The sequence below is a fragment of the Bordetella sp. genome, from assembly GCF_057362025.1.
Map to the genome: position 1 here is coordinate 34,040 of NZ_JBMQQZ010000080.1, position 16,022 is coordinate 50,061.

General features: G+C 62.7%; 13 protein-coding genes. 9 read left to right on the plus strand and 4 right to left on the minus strand.

Annotation, left to right across the window (positions count from 1 at the left end; translation table 11 throughout):
- Positions 1-39 precede the first annotated feature (39 nt).
- From ACO1P8_RS16565 to ACO1P8_RS16580, 4 genes are all read left to right on the plus strand, one after another.
- Positions 40-3,678, plus strand: a complete 3,639-nt coding sequence (locus tag ACO1P8_RS16565) for an indolepyruvate ferredoxin oxidoreductase family protein (protein ID WP_486296977.1) — start codon at positions 40-42, stop codon at positions 3,676-3,678.
- Positions 3,679-4,052: 374 nt separating this feature from the next.
- Complete coding sequence (locus tag ACO1P8_RS16570) at positions 4,053-5,018, plus strand: hypothetical protein (protein WP_486296978.1); 966 nt, start codon at positions 4,053-4,055, stop codon at positions 5,016-5,018.
- Between the two features lie 291 nt (positions 5,019-5,309).
- Complete coding sequence (locus ACO1P8_RS16575; protein WP_486296979.1) at positions 5,310-6,281, plus strand: hypothetical protein; 972 nt, start codon at positions 5,310-5,312, stop codon at positions 6,279-6,281.
- Between the two features lie 131 nt (positions 6,282-6,412).
- A complete protein-coding gene (locus ACO1P8_RS16580; RefSeq protein WP_486296980.1) occupies positions 6,413-7,378 on the plus strand; it encodes a hypothetical protein in 966 nt (321 codons plus the stop codon).
- Between the two features lie 165 nt (positions 7,379-7,543).
- On the opposite strand, the gene ACO1P8_RS16585 is transcribed toward ACO1P8_RS16580, so the two are convergent.
- Entirely contained in the window at positions 7,544-7,675 is a 132-nt protein-coding gene (locus ACO1P8_RS16585) for a hypothetical protein (protein ID WP_486296981.1), read from the minus strand.
- A gap of 20 nt (positions 7,676-7,695) precedes the next feature.
- Here ACO1P8_RS16585 and ACO1P8_RS16590 point away from each other — a divergent pair, with 20 nt between their 5' ends.
- Both ACO1P8_RS16590 and ACO1P8_RS16595 read left to right on the plus strand, forming a co-directional pair.
- Entirely contained in the window at positions 7,696-8,682 is a 987-nt protein-coding gene (locus ACO1P8_RS16590; RefSeq protein WP_486296982.1) for a hypothetical protein, read from the plus strand.
- A 72-nt stretch (positions 8,683-8,754) separates the two neighbouring features.
- Positions 8,755-9,732: a fucose-binding lectin II gene (locus ACO1P8_RS16595; RefSeq protein ID WP_486296983.1), complete on the plus strand. Its 978-nt coding sequence runs from the start codon at positions 8,755-8,757 to the stop codon at positions 9,730-9,732.
- A 33-nt stretch (positions 9,733-9,765) separates the two neighbouring features.
- On the opposite strand, the gene cheD is transcribed toward ACO1P8_RS16595, so the two are convergent.
- From cheD to ACO1P8_RS16610, 3 genes are all read right to left on the minus strand, one after another.
- Positions 9,766-10,410, minus strand: coding sequence for a chemoreceptor glutamine deamidase CheD (cheD, locus tag ACO1P8_RS16600; RefSeq protein WP_094843943.1), 645 nt, complete (start codon positions 10,408-10,410; stop codon positions 9,766-9,768).
- 246 nt (positions 10,411-10,656) lie between these two features.
- Positions 10,657-11,565 (minus strand): cell division protein FtsX, encoded by a 909-nt coding sequence (locus ACO1P8_RS16605; protein ID WP_486296984.1) that lies wholly within the window; start codon positions 11,563-11,565, stop codon positions 10,657-10,659.
- A complete protein-coding gene (locus ACO1P8_RS16610; protein ID WP_094844869.1) occupies positions 11,562-12,236 on the minus strand; it encodes a cell division ATP-binding protein FtsE in 675 nt (224 codons plus the stop codon). The genes ACO1P8_RS16605 and ACO1P8_RS16610 overlap by 4 nt, the downstream gene beginning before the upstream one ends.
- A gap of 277 nt (positions 12,237-12,513) precedes the next feature.
- On the opposite strand from ACO1P8_RS16610, the gene ACO1P8_RS16615 reads away from it, so the two are divergent.
- From ACO1P8_RS16615 to ACO1P8_RS16625, 3 genes are all read left to right on the plus strand, one after another.
- Positions 12,514-13,530: an amino acid ABC transporter substrate-binding protein gene (locus tag ACO1P8_RS16615; RefSeq protein ID WP_486296985.1), complete on the plus strand. Its 1,017-nt coding sequence runs from the start codon at positions 12,514-12,516 to the stop codon at positions 13,528-13,530.
- Positions 13,531-13,606: 76 nt separating this feature from the next.
- On the plus strand, positions 13,607-14,797 hold the full coding sequence (locus ACO1P8_RS16620; protein WP_486296986.1) for an amino acid ABC transporter permease: 1,191 nt from the start codon (positions 13,607-13,609) through the stop codon (positions 14,795-14,797).
- The gene (locus tag ACO1P8_RS16625; RefSeq protein WP_486296987.1) at positions 14,798-15,997 is read left to right on the plus strand and encodes an amino acid ABC transporter permease; all 1,200 of its coding nucleotides are present in this window, start codon (positions 14,798-14,800) and stop codon (positions 15,995-15,997) included.
- Positions 15,998-16,022 lie beyond the last annotated feature (25 nt).

Sequence of the window (16,022 nt, forward strand, 5' to 3'; positions counted from 1 at the left end):
CCCGCCCGGCACGAGCGATCCAAGACAAACGGAGACTGCATGAACGCCCCCCTTACGCCGGCGCAGCGCGCCGCGCTCGACTCGGTCCAGCTGGACGACAAATACTCCCTCGAAACGGGCCGTGCCTGGATGAGCGGCATCCACGCCCTGGTGCGCCTGCCCATGATGCAGCGCACGCGCGATGCACGCGCCGGCCTGAATACGGCGGGGTTCATTTCCGGCTATCGCGGCTCGCCCCTGGGCGGCGTGGACCTGAACATGTGGAAGGCGGCCAAGCACCTGAAGGCCCACCACGTCGTATTCCAGCCGGGCGTGAACGAAGACCTTGCCGCCACCGCCGTATGGGGATCGCAGCAGGTCAACCTGTATCCGGGGGCGCGCTACGACGGCGTATTCGGCATGTGGTACGGCAAGGGCCCCGGCGTGGACCGTTGCGGCGACGTATTCAAGCATGCCAACGCCGCCGGGACCTCGCGCCACGGCGGCGTGCTGGTGGTCGCCGGCGACGATCATCCGGCGAAGTCGTCCACGCTGCCGCACCAAAGCGATCATTTGCTCAAGGCCTGCCTGATCCCGGTGCTGTTCCCCTCCACGGTGCAGGAAGTCCTGGATTACGGCCTGCATGGCTGGGCCATGAGCCGCTACGCGGGCGTCTGGGTGGGCATGAAGTGCATTACCGACATCGTCGAGGTTTCGGCATCGGTCGAAGTCGACGCGGACCGTGTAGGCATCGTGTTGCCGCACGACTTCCAGATGCCGCCGGACGGCCTGAATATCCGGCTGCCCGATACGCCGCTGGAACAGGAAGCGCGCCTGCTGGACTTCAAACTGTATGCGGCGCTTGCCTATGCCCGGGCCAACGGCCTGAACCGCGAACTCTGGCAGGTGCCGCAGGAATCGGCCCGCTTCGGCATCATGACGTCGGGCAAGGCATACCTGGATACGCGCCAGGCACTGGCCGACCTGGGGCTGGACGACGAGACGTGCCGCCGCGTCGGCGTGCGCCTGTTCAAGGTGGGCATGGTGTGGCCGCTGGAAGCCACCGGCATGCAGCGCTTCGCCGAAGGCCTGGACGAGATCCTGGTGGTCGAGGAAAAGCGCCAGGTGCTGGAGTACCAGCTGAAAGAGGAACTGTTCGGCTGGATCGGCAGCGGCAAGAAGATTCCGCGCGTGGTCGGCAAGTTCGACGACAAGGACGGCGGCGAATGGGCGGTGCCGCAAGGCAACTGGCTGTTGCCGGCCCACTATGAGTTTTCGCCCGCCATCGTGGCGAAAGCGATCGGCACGCGGCTGTTGAAGTTCGAACTTCCCGCCGATGTGCGCGCCGGCATCGAGGCCCGCCTGGCCTTCATCGATGCGCGCGAACGCGCCCTGTCGCGGCCGCGCGTGGTGGCCGAGCGCAAGCCCTGGTTCTGCTCCGGCTGCCCGCACAATACCTCCACGCGCCTGCCGGAGGGTTCGCGCGGCATGGCCGGCATCGGTTGCCATTACATGGTTCGCTGGATGGACCGCAACACGGATCTCTTCACCCACATGGGCGGCGAGGGCGTGCCGTGGGTGGGCCATGCGCCGTTCACGGATGAAAAACACGTGTTCGCCAATCTGGGCGATGGCACCTACTATCACTCCGGTCTGCTTGCCATCCGCGCCGCAGTCGCCGCCAAGACGCCCATCACGTACAAGATCCTGTTCAACGACGCGGTCGCCATGACGGGTGGCCAGCCGGTGGACGGGCCGATCAGCGTACCGATGATCACGCGCCAGCTGGCCGCCGAGGGCATCGAGAAAATCGTCGTGGTGACGGACGAACCGGAGAAGTACAAGAACATGAGCGGCATGGCGCCGGGCGTGCCGGTCCTGCACCGCAACGAATTGGATAGCGTCCAGCGCGCACTGCGCGACTATCCCGGCGTGTCCATCCTGATCTACGACCAGACCTGTGCGACGGAGAAGCGCCGGCGGCGCAAGCACAACGCCTATCCCGACCCGGCGCGGCGTGTGGTCATCAACGAACGCGTATGCGAAGGCTGCGGCGATTGTTCGGATAAGTCCAATTGCCTGTCGGTGGAGCCGCTGGAAACCGAATTCGGCCGCAAGCGCACGATCAACCAGTCCAGCTGCAACAAGGATTTCTCCTGCCTGAACGGTTTTTGCCCCAGTTTCGTAACGGTGGAAGGCGGCAAGCTGCGCAAGCCCAAGGGCATAGGTACCCAGGAAGCCATCGACGCGACCTTGCCGGAGCCGGAGCAACCGGCTCTCGATCGCCCGTATGGTGTGTTCATCGCGGGGGTGGGCGGTACGGGCGTGGTCACCATAGGCCAGTTGCTGGGCATGGCCGCGCATCTGGAGGGCAAGGGCTGTTCGGTGCTGGACATGGCGGGTCTGGCGCAGAAAGGCGGCGCGGTGCATTCGCACGTCATCCTGGCCCGGTCTCCGGGTCATCTGCTCAACACGCGCGTGGCGATGGGCGAGGCCGACCTGGTGCTGGCCGGAGACCTTGTCGTGGCCAGCAGCCGCGACGCGCTCGCTCGCATGCGGCCGGAACGCACGCGCCTGCTGCTCAATAGCGATGTGGCGCCCACCGCCGCTTTCATTTCCAATCCGGATTGGCGCTTGCCGTCCGATAGCCTGCAGCGCGATATCGATGGCGCCTGCATGCCGGGGCAGGTGGATACGGTCGATGCCGCCGAACTGGCCGTGGGTCTGCTGGGCGACGCTATCTACGCCAATCCCTTGATGATGGGCTATGCCTATCAAAAGGGCTGGATTCCCTTGGCGCGGGAAGCGTTGTTGCGCGCCATCGAACTGAACGGCCAGCAGGTCGAAAACAACAAGGCGGCTTTCGCGTGGGGACGCCGCGCTGCGCAGGACCTGGCCGCGGTCCAGCGGTTGATTGCGCCGGCCGCTGCCGATGCCGGCGATGCGGGCGCCACGGGCGCGGAGATTATCGAGATCCGCCGCGGCGCCGCTCTGGCCGGCGGCGATGGCGGCCAGGCTCGACGCTGGCCGGCGGATCTTGCCTCGCTGGTCGGCCGACGCGAGCGTTTCCTGGCCGACTACCAGAACAAGGCCTACGCGCGCCGCTATGCCGATTTCGTCGAGCAGGTCGCGACGGCCGAACTGGCCGCCATCGGGACCACGCGCCTGGCCCAGGCGGTGGCGCGAAACTACTTCAAGCTGATGGCGTACAAGGACGAATACGAGGTGGCCCGCCTGTACAGCGATGGGGTATTCCTGCGGCGCATCGCCGAGCAATTCGAAGGGGACTGGAAGCTGAATTTCCATCTGGCGCCGCCGGCCTTCTCACGCCGCGATGCCCAAGGCCATCTGGTCAAACGTTCGTTCGGGCCATGGATGATGAAAGCCTTCGGCATGCTGAGCAAGGCGCGCTTCCTGCGCGGCACGCCGCTCGATCCTTTTGGATACACCAAGGAGCGGCGTATGGAACGGGCGCTGGTGGCCGAGTACCGCGACACCATTGCGGCGCTATTGCCTCGGCTCGGCCGCGGCAATCTGGATATCGCCGTGTCGCTCGCCAGCCTGCCCGAAGAGATCCGGGGCTACGGTCACATTAAGGATGCGGCGGTAGAGAGAGCGCAGGCCCGGCGGGCGGAGTTGTTGCAGCGCCTGGCCGGCGGCACGCATTCGAATGCCGGAGGCGCTGCCCGCGCCGCATAGCCATCGCCGATATTTCTCTTTCGAACGACGCGCCGTGCGCGTCGTTTTTTTATGTGCGCTCGGCATGAGCGCACGCCTGGGGGCTCAAGTCCCTCGGTAAGTTGATTACCCCTATGCCGATTGCGTCGGGTCGGGCACACCACTCTGTTCGATCCTGTCGCCGATGGATGCGTACACGGGTCGCAGCCAATGCGGCAGCCCTACGGAGCATACGTCGGGTCGGATATCAAAAGAAAAATCTTCCAGGGAAAGGCGGGCGTCGCTGCGACGCGCCACGATATCCGGCAGGACTTTGCGCCGGCCTCGCCGGCAGCGAAGCGCCGACGGCACAGCCGCGATGTGGCGCACGCTCTAACAGAACCCGGGAGATCTTCGTGAAACTTCAACTTCGAAGTGTTTTATTGGCGCTATTTCTGGCCACACCGTGGGCCCACGCACAGGGAGCGGAGCCGGTGGCGCCACCGGCGACCACGCCCCATACGGCGGCGGACATGACCGCGCTTTATTACAGTACGCCGACGAATTGCGCCTCCGATGGAGGTGCGCAACCGAATGCACCCGCGTATTTATGTTCCGGGCTCCTGCTGCGCTATACCACTCCGGGCCCCAACTATTATTCCTGGAGTCCATCCCCTGTCGACGAGAAGGTCGATGGAGTGTCTTTCTTCTATGTTCGCTCGGACGTGAAAACCACATGGATCCTGGCGCAGAACGGTTTTTCAATATATCCGGTTCTAGGCCCATACAGATACCGAGGCCCCGTGCAAAAGAAGCGGTTGAACCTGGTCTGCGCGTTTCCCGTCGATGGAGGGACAAGTATACGGGGCATGCCTAGCGGCTGCGGCGTATCGGCGCCCGGAGTGACCGGGCCCCTGTGCCAGGGCCTTGGCGTCTACACAGCGGATCAATGGATAAAGTATTACGAGAAAACCGGCGGCTCGATGGAGCTGCAATGTGGCTTTGACGTCAGAGCCGGCGGCACGCCGGCCATGGTCAGTGGCGAGAACGTCAATGCCGCCGATGCATTCATGCAAATGATCTATTCCGTGCAAAAGCTGGGGCCGGTCGGGTTTGCCAACCACACCGAAATTCGAGTGGAGGCTTGGCCTGAGTCCTGGAATGCCGAGGTGCCCATACAGTCTTTCTGGTATATCGGCGTGGACAAAGGTGTGGGATGGACCAACGCGCGCAAGGACCAGACTGACTATTTCAATGCGACCGGCGAATTCGTTCCGATCGTCAAGGTGAAGGTGCCCTTGACTCAGAAAGACGACTATAGCTTCCACTATTACGACGACGACCAGGTGATTCCACCCCCGCCTCCGCCACCTGCGAAGTAACGTCTTATCGATGCAGCGATATATATCGGTGACCGGCGGCCCTTCTTTGAGGCCGCCGGTTTTTTTTGCCTTCCTGGCGCCTGTTCGAAAGCACCGCACGTACAAGTTGACACATAGCTTGTACATCCCCAAGGCCGCATATCAAAAGGAAAAAGCGCTTCGGAAACAGTCGCCATGGCGGCGCCAGGCCAGGATGGCGCGACAGATGTTGGGCTGCGGCTGCGCGGGTTCGGCACTTGTCGTCGCCGCGGCGGCGTTCCAGCGGTTCCTGACCTGACTTGGGAGACTGATATGAAATTCCTTCAATTGGGCAATGCCATGCTTGCCCTGGCATTGCTCGTGGTTACGCCGGGCGCGCACGCGCAGGATAAATCGAGTGCGGACGCACGTGCAACAGTGCGGGATGGAAGTTCCCACACGGCCTCGGACATGACCGCTCTTTATTATGACGACGGAAACACCACGCATTGCGGCAAAGGTCCGAGCGGGGACGCGCTACCCGCATTTTACTGCTCGGGCATCATCATACGCGCGGCCGTGTCCGGCCCCGGTTATAACTCCTGGGATGCGCCACCGAACGATGTGGCCGCGGATGGAATATCTTTCTCCTATCTTCGGAAGGATTCGAAATTCGCCGGATTGGTAAAGGGCGAGGGGAGCGGATACACCTTATATCCGGCGATGGGGAAATATAAATATAAGGGCAGGGGAAAGGAGGAAGTGCAGGTCGTATGCGCCTTTCCGCTGGATGGATGGACCGAAGAGCGGGGTGCCCCTAACGGATGCGGCAAGCCGACCAACCAAACCGACCACGGCAAGGCCGGACGTCTCTGCGACGAGCAGAAGATCACCACGGCCGAGGAATGGTACAAGCATTACAAGGCGTCAACGTACCAAAACCCGAAGTTGTATCAGTGCGGATTCGATGTGCGGCCGACGGCACCTGGCGCCGCCAAGGCGTTTATGCAGATGATCGACGCCATGAAACTGCTGGGTTCCACCTCGTTTTACGAGCATAACGAGCTCAGGATTAAAGTGTCGGGCGAGGATTGGGGCAGGAAGCTGCCCATTCAATCCTTCTTCTATATCGGTCACGATAAAGGCAAAGAGTGGGCGGCCGCGCGGGCGGACCAGAAGGCTTACTACGATAAGTACAAGGAATTTATCCCCGTCATAAAGATAAATACGCCGGCGAACCAGAGCGATAACTACAGCTTCCACTATTACAAAGACGACCAGGTTGTTTCTCCGCCTTCTTCCTGATAGGGAATGTGCGGCGGCGCGGCCTGCAGCCTGCTCGTAGGCCGAGGCACGCCCAGGAAACTGGATGCAGCCTTGCGTCCAGTGCATCGGGCGTGCGCAAACATCCCAGTATTTAAGCCTTTGGGGGCTTCATGAAACTCCATTCGGGTATTGCTTTTGCTGCCTTGCTCTTGCTTGCAGCCGCGCCGTGGGCGCATGCACAGGACAAAGGGCCTGCCATAACCCAGCCTAGGGTGAAGGACTCCGAGCATACGGCGTCCGATATGACGGAGCTCTATTACAACGACGACAATCTGACGGATTGCGGGAAGCTCGGCAAGACGACGCTACCGGCGTTTTTCTGCACGGGTATCATCATACGGGCAGCCACGCCGGGCCAGAACTATAACTCCTGGGATGTCTCGCCGGAAGACGTCACGACTGGCGGAGTCTCGTTTTCGTATATCCGTAAAGACTCGATATTCCAAAGTATGCCAGTCGGGAAGGCCAGCGGATTCACGCTCTATCCGACTATTGGCGAATATAAGTATCAAGGCCCCGATAGAAAAACCAAGTTAAATGTAATATGCGCTTTCCCCATTGACGGATGGACGGACTACCGCGGTGCACCCATCGGGTGCGGCCGGCCGACCACCGGGGAATCCGATGGCGGGGCGGCCGGGGACTTATGCCAGATACAGAACATCACCACGGCGGAGCAGTGGTACAAACATTATCAAGCATCAACCTACCACAATCCGAAGCTGTATCAATGCGGCTTCGACGTGGCTACTTCGGCGCAGTATGACATTGCCGACGCATTCAACCAGATGATCGCCGCGATGGGACTGCTGGGCAGTGCTGCTTTCGCCGATCATAATGAGTTGCGGATCCAGCAATGGAAGGGAACCGCCCCTGAAGCATTACCCATTCAGTCTTTCTTCTATGTCGGCGCCCAGCAGAGTGCGGGATGGAACTACGCCCGGAAAGACCAGACGGATTACTTCAACGTGACTGGGGAGTTCGTTCCGGTCATACAGATAACCCTGCCAGCGAACCAGAATGGGCACTTCAAGTTCAACTTCAATAAAACTGATCAGGCTGTCTCTGCCCAATAATGCAGGCGCTTTGCCGACGCGGTATTTGCGTGCCAGCCGGAAAATGTAGCAGGCGGCCACCTGCTGGAGTATTGCCGCGGCGCGGCGCATTCAGCCCATGTCATAAATACGCTGACACAAAATATTATGGCCGCGGCCTCGTGTCGGCTGCGGCCCGTGCGCAAACTATGGATGACGGCGGGAAGCCGCTGCTTCTTTCGCATGCACGGAAGCAATGCTGCCCGGGAAATACAGTTCCGCCGGATGTCTGAAATCAGATTGACCGGTCATGAAAACCGGAGTTCCAGATTGCTTCATGACCTGATCCGGAGTTATCGATGAGCGACCTTCAGTATGGCGATACGTTCCAGCTTCAGGGTCTTGGCTACCAGCCCAGCATTACCCTGCCGCCTGCCGGCGGGTATCTTACTTTCGACGGGGCGGGGAAAGCGGTAACAACCGTGGGTCCGGAGGCGACCTGGAAATTCGAATCCGTGGACGGCAAAGGGAAAGGCTACGTGATGGTCGGGGACACCGTCAGGATTGTGGGTGTTTCGCCGAAATCCGTGGCCGGCAAGGAGCTTCAGTGCGTGAAGGAGTCAAACACGCAAGCCCACGCCGGCAACCAACCAGGAGATCTCAGCCTGACGTGGATAATCTACGCTGTGGCTAACGCGGCTATCGCAGGCGGGCCGACCCCCCAGGCCATTCCCATCGAGAATTCCTTTTTGTGCTTCTCCAGCAGTCTCGCGGGAAAGCCAGTACCGGCGGCGGGCCAAGACGCCATAGGCGAGTTTCTGTGCATTCAGAATATCAGCGCTGCCCAAGATATTCAGGGCGGGTTGTATATGGTCCACACGCGGCAAGCCTTGAACGCAGGCTTGGGAGGCGACCCATGGTGGAAGCTTGTTGCAGTTCAACAGAGTTCCGCGCCATTGCCCCCATTGACGACTGGCCAGAAGTGCTGCTTCAACGTTCCGGACCACCAGCTCTTCACTGTTTCATTCGTCAACAAGGAAACATCGGCCAAGACGATAAAGGTGAGTATCACCGGGCAGATGCCCGTCAATATCCCGGTCCCTGAGGGCCATAGCACAGGGTCCAGGAACCTGGTCGCAGGGCCGGGGACCCCGGAGAACCAGGTATGCATCGAGGTCTTGAACAGTCAATCTGCCTCGATGTTCCTGGGCTGGACGTCTCCGGTTCTCAAGGACGGCCGCTATTCCTTCCAGATCGGTGCGGAAACCCCACCGGACACGGGTCTCGATGACATCGTCGTCACGGTGTCGTGGGAAGCAAGCCAATCGGCGGGTTCGGCGGGCTGATCGTTACGCCGGCATCGTCGGCGCGGGGAAACTGCCCACGCGTGGAAGTTTTCACAAAAGTCGGAGATCAACATGGCTGATGTTCAGTACGGCGAATCGATATACCTGCAGTGCCTGGGTTATCAAACGTCCATCGCCGCGCCGCCGATCGGCGGGTACCTCGCTTTCGACAAGGCGGGACAGGCAGTAACGACCGCAACACCGGTTGGTGCCTGGAAATTCGTGTCGCCGCTGGACAAGCCCAAGACCGGCGACGTGCAGGTGGGAGATACGGTCAATGTCGTATATACAGGGCCGAAGGCCTACCAGGCGCCCAGCCTGCTTCAATGCCAAAGGGAGTCGAACGCCATCGCGAAGAACGGTTCCGATCCCTCGACGAATCCAGACGTAGAGTGGCTCATCTTCATGGCGCAGCAACAGCCTTCGACTTCCGGCCCCATTCCGGAAGGTGTTTATTTTTGTTTTTCCAGCAGCCTGGCTGGAACGCCGGTTCCTATGTACGGCAATTACGCCGGCGAGTTTCTCGTCATCAACGCCCTCCCGGCCCAGGGTGCCCCAGGTCCGCTCGGCGATGCGAAGGTGCAGTACATGGTCGGCTCGCGGCAGGGGTTGGATGCGCACGTGGGCGGAGACGTTTGGTGGAAGGCCATTTCCGTCGCTGCCGCTAACGCGCCGCCGCCCCCGCCGCCGTTGACGACCGGACAGAAATGCTGCTTCAACGTTCCGGACCATGCGTTCTTCACCGTCGCATTCGTCAACAAGGAAACATCGGCCAAAACGATAAACGTGACTATCACCGGCCAGATGCCCGTCAATATCCCGGTCCCGGCCGGCCATAGCACGGGATCCAGGAACCTGATCGCGGGGCCGGGCAACCCGCTGAACCAGATATGCATCGAGGTCGACAACAGCCAATCGACCCCGATGTTGCTGGGCTGGCGGCCCCCCGTTCTCGCGGACGGCCGTTATTCCATTCAGATCGGTGGGGAGAACCCGCCGGACACGGGTTTCGATGACATCGTTGTCACGGTGTCCTGGGCGGCAAGCTGAGGCCGCGAAGGCAGCCGTGGGGCGGCTGCCGCTTCAGGGAGTGGCGGCGCGCCGCGCGGTGCGGCCGGGCATGTTGAAAAGCTCCAGGCGGGGCTTGGCGGCGGTTTTTTCCTTTAGTGTCTGTACGACGGCGACCTCGCGCTTCGCGATGATCTCCGTGGCCCGGGTCTTGGTGGTCATCTTGCGCACCATGACGCGGCCATCGTGGGGAAAGAAACTGATGCGGCGCGCGTAGACATCGCCCAGGTCCTTGGCCAGCACGGGGATGTTTTCCATCGCCAGATAATTCAATACGAACTGGCCATTTCGCTCGCCGATGTTCATCTGCTGCATGGCCTCCAGCACCGCGCCGCCGCCGAAGACCTTGGCCTGCAGCCGCTCGCGCGCGGCGCCCGCCTTCAGGACTTCGTTGATCAGCACTTCCATGGCGAAGGCGCCGTAGCGCATGGTGGCCGAGGCGGGCGATTGGCTGTCGCCTTCCGGCAACATGAAGTGGTTCATGCCCCCCACGCCGGTTTGCGGGTCGCGGATACAGGCGGCCACGCAGGATCCGAGTACCGTGGTGATCATCAGGTCGTCGCCTGTCACGTAGTACTCATTGGGCAGCACTTTGACTGCCTGATAGTTGAAGGCACTATCAAAATAGTGGCGCGTCGCGCGGGCGTCACGGGCAGACATGGCGGGTCAGGCTTCTAGAGGGCGATAGGGCGGAGTGCCGATATTACTAAATTTGTCTGAAGGTTCAGCTTTATTTCTTTCTTTGAGAAGATATCCGCCACGGAAGGGTCCCCCCGCGGAGGCCGCTGGGGCGGTACGCCGGCGGATGGCGCCCTTGCGCACCCGCCCTGCGCCCCTAGGAGCGCCAGCCGGCAACCGTTCCACTATTCCACGGAAGCGGCGGCCCGATTTGGTCGATTAAGCGGGCTAAAAGCGGGTACTGCGGGTGACTGACCAGCGCGCGGACAACGCCGCCAGCACGGCAGCCCCCACCACGGCCACGGCCAGCCATGGGGTTTCCGGCAGGTGCAGGGCGAAATCGGCCCCGTAGCTGTGCGCCAACGTCGCCAGGGCGTCGTTCAAAGGCGCCAGCGCCAGTACCGCGATCAGTATGCCCACCAGAGAGGCCAGGGCCCCGGAGAGCGCGCCCAGGTAGAGGAAGGGGCGGCGGACGAAGGATTCGGTCGCCCCCACCAGGCGTGCCACCGCGATTTCCTCGCGTTGGGTCAGCGCCTGCATCCGCACCGTATTGAAAACCGTCGCCAGGACGACGACGGCCACGCAGGCGGCCAGGAATACCAGGCCGATGCGCCCGAACCGCAGCAAGGCTTCCATGCGCTGGACCCAGTCGCTGTCCAGCTGGACCTGGTCGACCTGGTCCAGGGCTTTCCAGGCCTGCGCCAGGCGGGCCGCCCGTCCCGCGAGATCGTCGCCGTCGCGCAGGGTAGCGACGACCGCGTCGGGCAGCGGATTGCCGGGCAGCACGGCCAGGGCCTCCGCCCAGCTGGGATTGCGCCGCAGGGCGGCCAGGGCCGCCTCCCGGCCCACGGTGCGGACGTCGCGCACCTGGTCGCTGTAATCCTTGCGGATGCGGTCCGCCACCGCCTGGGCCGCGCCGTCTGGAGCGCCCACTTTCATGAAAACGGTCAGTTCCGGCGTGACCGACAACTGGCGGGCGACCGGCTGGACCGACACCAGGATCGCCGCGCCCAGCACGGGCAGCGCCAGCGCCAGCGACATGACCATCAGGTTGGCCAGCGAGGAGAACGGTTGGGCCAGCATGCGCCGCAGGGTGATGCCCAGGGCATAGCGATGTTGCCGCAGCCATGCGTTCATGCTTGCCCCTCCTTGGACAGGTCGGCGAAGCGGCCCGGTTCGATGCGCAGGACGCGCTGGGCATAATGCGCCATCAGTTCCTGGTCGTGGGAGGCGATCAGCGTCGTGACGCCGACGCGGTTGAAGTCGCGAAACACGTTCATGATGCGTAGCGCGCTTTCGTGGTCCAGGTTGGCGGTCGGTTCGTCGGCGATCAGGATGGCGGGGCGATTGACGATGGCGCGCGCGATGGCCAGGCGCTGCTGTTCGCCACCCGATAGTTCGATGGGATTCAGGGTTTCCTTGCCGGACAGGCCCACTTTGTCGAGGGCGGCCCGGGCGCGCGCGGCGGCCGAGTCCCACGGCTGGCCGATCACCGCCAGCGGCAGCATGACGTTTTCGAAGGCATTGCGGTCATAGAGCAGGTGCGTGTCCTGCAGGATGACGCCGACCGCGCGCCGCAGGTAAGGGCGCGCGCGCTGTGGCAGCTTGTCCAGCCGCTGTCCGTTCACCTGGATGGATCCCCGGCTGGGCGGCTCCAGCCCGCCGATCAGTTTCAGCAGGGTGGATTTGCCGGCGCCCGACGGCCCCGATACGAAAACGAACTCGCCCGCGGTGATGCGGAAGTTGATGTCGGCCAGGATGTTGCGGCCGCGTCCATACGATTTGAAAACGTGCTGGAATTCGATCATGGCGGATAGGCGGATGAAGCCGCAATAGTACCGTGTGAAGCGCGGTGCCACGCGCGCGGAATATCCCGCGCGCCGTTGTGCCGTCATATGATACGTCCCTTATATTGCCGGCGCGGGCCGCAGGGATTTCCCCCATGTCCCTGGTTTTTGCGCGGGGCTACCATGCGCCGCAGTAAAGGGTGATGCGCGCACTGCCGGCGCGAGGCTCCTGCCGGGTGGACAGCCCCCATGGTGCGCCCTTGCCCCGCCTTCGATCCACTTCGCAATGGAGACCACCATGAAGACCTGGAAAACGGCCGCGCTGGGCGCCGCCTTGCTGGCCCTGTCTGGCGCGGCCCACGCCGGCGCGACCTTCGACAACGTCAAGAAAAAGGGTTTCGTCCAGTGCGGCGTCTCGACCGGCGTGCCGGGCTTTTCCGCCGCCGACAGCAAGGGCGAATGGAAGGGGCTGGACGTGGATATGTGCCGCGCCATTGCGGCAACCATGTTCAACGATGCGAGCAAGTTCAAGGTCACGCCGTTGAACACCCAGCAGCGCTTTACCGCGCTGCAGTCCGGCGAGATCGATGTCCTGACGCGCAACACGACGGAAACCCTGACGCGCGACACGACCCTCGGGCTGATCGGCACCGGCGTCAATTATTACGACAGCCAGGGCGTGATGGTTCCCAAGGAGCTGGGGGTCAAGAGCGCCAAGGAATTGAAGGGCGCGACGGTCTGTGTGCAACCCGGCACCACTACCGAATTGAACCTGGCCGACTGGTTCCGCGCCAACAAGATCGACTTCAAGCCGGTCGTCATCGAAAAATACGATGAGATCGTGCGGGCGTTTTCGGCCGGTCGCTGCGATGCCTTCACCACCGACAAGTCGCAGCTCGCCTCTACGCGCACCACGCTGGAGAAACCGGAAAAGTACGTCATCCTGCCGGAGGACTTCTCCAAGGAGCCGCTCGGCCCCATGGTGCGGCAGGACGATGTCCAGTGGTTCAACGTGGTGCGCTGGGCCCTGAACGCCATGCTGGAAGCCGAGGAATACGGCGTCAAGTCGGATAACGTCGAGGCGATGCTGAAAAGCACCAATCCCAATGTGCAGCGCATCCTGGGCGTGACGCCGGGCATGGGCAAGAACCTCGGCGTGGACGACAAATGGGCCTACAACATCATCAAGCAGGTCGGCAATTACGGTGAAAGCTTCGAACGCAATCTCGGGCAGGACAGCCCGATGAAGCTGCCTCGCGGCCTGAACGCCCAATGGAAGCAGGGCGGCCTGATGTACGGTTGGCCCATCCGTTGATCACCCGTGAGCCGGGCGCGCGCGCGGGTCGGCGCCGCGCCGCATTTCGCCGCGTGGCATGGTGTATGGTGGTGACATGACCCCCGCTCCGAAATCGCCTCCGACGGCGGCACCCGTCCGCAAGCTGTCCTGGAACGATCCGGGGGTGCGCGCCATCGTGTACCAGGTCATCGCCGTGTCGGCCGTGGCCTGGCTCGTATGGTTCCTCGTATCGAATACGCTGAACAATCTCTCGTCGCGCCATATTTCGACCGGCTTCGGTTTCCTGGGGCGGGAGGCCGGTTTTGCCATCGGCGAGACGCCGATCTCCTACAACCCGACCGATACCTACGGCCGCGCCATCGTCGTGGGGCTGATCAACACCTTGCGAGCGGCGGTGATCGGGATCGTGCTGGCGACTGTCATCGGCACGCTGATCGGTATCGCGCGCCTGTCGCGCAATTGGTTGATCGCCAAGCTGGCGTCGATCTACGTCGAAGTCATGCGCAATATTCCGCTGCTGCTGCAGCTGTTCTTCTGGTATGCGCTGATCACCGAAAATATGCCGGGGCCGCGCCAGGCGCATCAGCCGCTGCCCGGGGTCTTCATTTCCAACCGCGGGTTGAAACTGCCGACGCTGCAGGGCGATGCCCTGGACTGGATGCTCGGCGGCCTGGGGCTGGCGATCGCCGCCATCCTGTTGCTGGCGCACTGGGGCAATAAGCGGCGCGAAGCGACGGGCCGCATTTTCCCGCTGGCGCGCTGGGCGCTGGCGCTTCTGATCCTGTTGCCCGTGCTGGGATGGCTGATCAGCGGCGCGTCGCTCAAGCTGGATGTCCCGGTGCTGCGCGGCTTCAATTTCGCCGGCGGCATGACCTTGTCTCCGGAATTCGCGGCGCTGCTGGCAGGGCTGGTCAGCTATACGGCGGCCTTCGTCGCCGAAGTCGTGCGGTCGGGCGTGCAGGCGGTGAACATCGGCCAATGGGAACCCGCCGGTTCGCTGGGACTGCGCCGCGGCCTGGTGCTGCGGCTGGTGGTCCTGCCGCAGGCGCTGCGCGTCATCATCCCGCCGATGACCAGTCAATACCTGAACCTGACCAAGAACAGCTCGCTGGCGGTCGCGATCGGCTACCCCGATATCGTATCCGTCGTGAATACCACGTTGAACCAGACCGGCCAGGCCATCGAAGGCATCCTGATCATCATGGGCGCCTACCTGACCGTCAGCCTGTCGATTTCCGTCCTGATGAACTGGTACAACAAGCGCATTGCGCTGGTGGAGCGCTAGATGAACGCGTCCGGCCAGCCGCCCCGCCAGGAAGACGTCGATCCGCGCAGCGTGTCGCTGGCCTCGATCGAAGGGTTGCCGTCACCGGTCCCCGGTGGGCCGGCCGGCGAGGCCTCGCCCGCCGTGGATGCCTTGCCGCCGCCGGCAAGCCAGACCGGCCCGATAGGCTGGCTGCGATCGCGGCTGTTTTCCTCGCCCCTGAACATCCTGCTGACGGTGCTGATCGTCTGGGTCCTGCTGCTGGCAGTCCCGGCCCTGCTGGAATGGCTGCTGGTCAAGGCGAACTTCTCGGCAACGACCGCGCAGGAGTGCCGTGCGTCCGGTGGCGCGTGCTGGGCCTTCATCCGGGAAAAGCACCGGCTGATTCTGTTCGGCACCTATCCTTACGACGAGCAGTGGCGTCCGCTGCTCGCCACCATCGTCCTGATCGCGATCATTATCTGCAGCGGCATCCGGCGTTTCTGGACGCCGATGCTGGGCGTGTGGTGGGCCGTCAGCCTGGCGGCGGTGGCGCTGCTGATGTGGGGCGGCGTGTTCGGCCTGACCTACGTGGAAAACGAGCGCTGGGGCGGCCTGCCGCTGACACTGATACTCGCCACTTTCGGTATCGCCTTCGCGTTTCCGTTCGGCGTGCTGCTGGCGCTGGGGCGGCGGTCGCGGCTGCCCGCCATCAAGGCGCTGTGCGTGGTGTACATCGAACTGATACGTGGCGTGCCGCTGATAAGCCTGCTGTTCATGTCCTCGGTCATGCTGCCGCTGTTCCTGCCGGAAGGCTTTTCCATCGACAAGCTGCTGCGCGCCCAGATCGCCATCATCATGTTCGCCGCGGCCTATATCGCGGAAACCGTGCGAGGCGGCCTGCAGGCGATCCCGAAGGGCCAGTACGAAGGCGCGGCTTCGCTGGGCTTGAGCTATTGGCAGCAGATGCGCAAGATCATCCTGCCGCAGGCATTGCGCATCGTGATCCCGCCGCTGGTAAGCATTTTCATTTCCCTGTTCAAGGACACGTCGCTGGTGGTCATCATCGGCATCTTCGACCTGACGCTGGCGGCCAAGGCCGCGCTGTCCGACGCCGCCTGGCGCGGATTCGGCGTCGAGGCCTATCTGTTCATCGCATTCATCTACTTTATTTTCTGCTTCTCGATGTCCAAGTACAGCCAAGCGCTGGAGCGCAGGCTGGCCAAGGGTTATCAACGATAGGACCGCGACCCGCCCGGATCGAAGT